At 33.7% G+C, this 1,577-nt stretch carries 2 protein-coding genes; both read left to right on the forward strand.

What is annotated here, in order from left to right; all coding sequences use genetic code 11:
• The coding region (locus ENL20_00590; GenBank protein HHE37058.1) for a type II toxin-antitoxin system RelE/ParE family toxin at positions 1 to 241 on the forward strand (241 nt) is incomplete at its 5' end.
• Positions 242 to 1,577, forward strand: a 1,336-nt coding sequence (locus ENL20_00595; protein HHE37059.1) for a U32 family peptidase, incomplete at its 3' end; no start/stop codon positions are given.

The raw sequence follows: 1,577 nt of genomic DNA on the forward strand, positions 1-1,577 counted from the left end.
AAAAAAATCTAATCCAAAATTACAATTAGAAATTGATAAGCAAATTAATATAATTATAAAAAATCCTGAAATTAGTATATTAAAGAAAGGGGATTTAAAAAATTATCGTATTCACAACTTTAAGTTTAATCAGCAATTGTATCTTATCTCTTATCTAATTTATGATGATATTTTATCTTTGTATTTGATTGGAACTCATGAAAATTTCTATAAAATTTTAAAGAAATTCATTTATCATTAAATGAAACCTGAACTTCTCCTTCCCGTTGGAAACACAGAATCTTTCTACGCTGCTCTCGAAGGCGGAGCAGACGCAATATATCTTGGATTGAGGAAATTCAATGCTCGCGATCGGGCAAAGAATTTTACCATCAATCAATTACAATCTCTCCTCAAAGAATCTGAAAAAAATAAGATAAATGTCCATTTAACCCTGAATACTCTTATCAAAAACCAGGAACTTCCGGAACTGCTCGATACTCTTTATCTCCTTTCTCAAACAGCTATTTCAGCGATCATCATTCAGGATTGGGGAGTTTATTATTTAATAAAGAAATTCTTTCCAAAATTGAAGATCCATGCCAGCACCCAAATGAAAACTCACAATTCAATTGGAACGGAATTCCTTTTAGATAAAGGATTTGAAAGAGTTATCCTGGCTCGTGAACTAACTCTCTCGGAATTAAAAGAGATAAGCAGGAAATCCAAAATCGAACTGGAAATATTTGCTCACGGTGCTCTCTGTTATTCATTTTCCGGGATGTGTTTATTCAGCAGTTTTCTGGGTGGAAAAAGTGCAAATCGCGGACAATGTAAGCAGCCTTGTCGCAGAATCTATGAAACCTCTGATACTGCGGATTATTTCTTCAGTTTGAAAGATTTACAAAATATCGATCTTATCCCGGAAATTATGAAATTGAAAATAAGATCACTAAAGATCGAAGGTCGAATGAAATCTGCGGAATATGTGTATAATGTGGCTCGTGCTTACCGCTTAGCAATTGATTTTCCAAATAAAATCGAGGAAGCGAAAGAAATCCTGAAATATGATTTTGGCAGAGAAAAAACTTCTTATTTTATCGGGAAGAATATCTCTAATGCAATCACAGAAAATCCTTATACAGGGATTTATATCGGAGACATTGTTTCTCGTTCGGAAAAAGAATTCTCCTTCAAAACTCTTCATTCGTTAAGGATTGGAAATCGGATCAGGATCCTTCCAAAAGACGGGATGGATTCCAAATCGATCAAAATCAAAGAATTTAAGAGGGAGCAGGGAGCAAGGGACAAGGGACAAGTCGATATTAGAGAAAAGGTTACGATTGAATCTGATAATGATTTCCGGAATGGTGATAAGGTTTTCCTGGTTGGTTTAGCAGAAAGGAAATTCAGGAATAAATTCAGTTTGGATGGGAAAAAACTTAAAACGCATTTTCCTGAACAAAAAAAGAGAAATGTTCTTAATAAAATCGGTTCAAAAAAAATCCAAAAATATGAAAAACTATTTGTCCGTATCGATTCCTTAAATTGGCTGCGGAAGATTTTTTTCAATGAGATCGATTTCCTCATCATAAATC

The organism is Candidatus Cloacimonadota bacterium, from assembly GCA_011372345.1.
Taxonomy (GTDB): domain Bacteria; phylum Cloacimonadota; class Cloacimonadia; order Cloacimonadales; family TCS61; genus DRTC01.